Raw genomic sequence first — 1,741 nt, forward strand, 5'->3', positions numbered from 1 at the left:
GAGCCGGTTGCGATATCAGGGTCTGCTGGAGTGCTAATTTGTTGCTTTCGGTTGTGCATGTTGGGAACCTACCGTTGTACTCTAAATTAATCGGGTAGGTGTCTCAAGTTATATTGGCACAGGGGGTAGTCGCTGGGTTCGTATATGCACAAGCCCAGTCGAATACTACAAGAGCCCCGTTGCTAAGCGAATCGCCAAAGGCCGCTCCTAATCCTGCTCAATCCCCGCCCCGACTTCTTGTCGATGTAAAGTCGATGCCTTTAGCTACTGACGAAGAAAGGCGCGATCAAAAAGATGAGCATTCGGAAAAGAGGTTAGTTGATTTTGGACTGCTGTTACTTACGGCAGCGCTGGCCGTTGCTACGTTTTTATTGTGGAAAACCACTGCTGACCTAGCCAAGGAAACTAGGGCAGGCGGAGAAATGCAGTCCGAAAAAATGCAGGCATCGATCGATCAAGCAACTCGATCAGCGGCAGCAATGGAAGACGTGGCCCGAGCCACCCGAGACAATGCCGCTCTAATGCAGAGCGTCATGCACAAACAAATGCGCGCCTACGTAGCTGTAAATATCGGTTCAGCAGCATATCAAGAGAACGAGAAAGGTATCAAATTTGCTGCCCATCCTGTATTGGAAAACACAGGGTTTACGCCTGCGAGAACGGTTAATTTCAAAGTAATGGCGGGCGTTTTCGAGTTCCCACTGCCTGCCGATTTTGTGTTTCCCGACGTGCCTGTCTTTCAAATTTATGACACGAGCATTGCACCTCGACAAACCTTTGTTATTAACGGCATCGTAAACGACATATTTATCGATGATGAGGTAAAGGAAATAATGAAAGGAGACACGAAGAGGCTGTTTGTTTGGGGTGCTGTTACATACAACGACATCTATAATGGCGGCCCTTGGCAGACCAATTTTTGCCACCACTATTATTACTTCAAAAACCGAGAGGGCGGGGTAATCCCAATGGGATCACTTCACACAGTTCGCAATGACGGTACTTGAAGGCATTTGAACTTTTTCGCTTTCGTAAACCCCGTGGTTAAGGCAATTCAACGGCTTAGGCTAACTACCGACACTACGGATATCTCTTTAACGGCGACAGGCCAATGATAATTATTTGAAATAGCCAACTGTGCTAGGTTTTCATGCTTTGATGGTCAACGCCGCAAACTAGGGTGTAGTATCAGAATTGGATTCAGCCGATACCGATCAATCAACTAGTGAAGAAAATTATGCCGAAAATTACCCTCAAAGACGGAGTTCTTTCCAGTGATAGCTACGTCACAGCCACGCGACAATATACGTGCGCAAAGGGATCGACCAGCACATTAACTCTATCGCTTCCTGAAGGAGTTACCTTCAACTCAGTCATTAATACCAATACGAACTGCCCATGCTGCGGTGAGGCAGTCGTACTACCTCGGGGTGAGTACAGCGTAAATAGTGATGGGGTTTTGGTAAACAAATAAGGATCGGGCAATTTTGGCAAAGAATACTCAGGATTGAGTATTCTGAGGTTTGACTGGATTTGCAGATTCAGAAAATATCTCCGTGGGCGGACTGGGTGCTTAACCCCGCCCAGTAACTGCCAATTTTTTAAGCGGAAAGCGGGGACCTGTCAGGAATTCTGTGTGCGGGATCAGAATTTCATAGTTAGTCAATTGCGTTGGTAAAGCGTTCGCCGAACATGATGGCGAATTGGTTGGCTGCCAGCTTCCATGTTCGCTGTGGCATCT

At 47.2% G+C, this 1,741-nt stretch carries 1 protein-coding gene; it reads left to right on the top strand.

The genetic code is table 11. The features are described from left to right. The first annotated feature begins 254 nt into the window (after positions 1-254). Positions 255-1,007, top strand: a complete 753-nt coding sequence (locus tag KHU29_RS21965; RefSeq protein WP_211455455.1) for a hypothetical protein — start codon at positions 255-257, stop codon at positions 1,005-1,007. Positions 1,008-1,741: the final 734 nt, after the last annotated feature.

The sequence above is a fragment of the Collimonas antrihumi genome, from assembly GCF_018304965.1.
In the GTDB taxonomy this organism is placed as follows: domain Bacteria; phylum Pseudomonadota; class Gammaproteobacteria; order Burkholderiales; family Burkholderiaceae_D; genus Collimonas; species Collimonas antrihumi.

Bases quoted from the DNA above. Each gene is read 5' to 3' on its own strand.
- KHU29_RS21965 (WP_211455455.1), top strand. From the start codon at position 255: ATGCCTTTAGCTACTGACGAAGAAAGGCGCGATCAAAAAGATGAGCAT.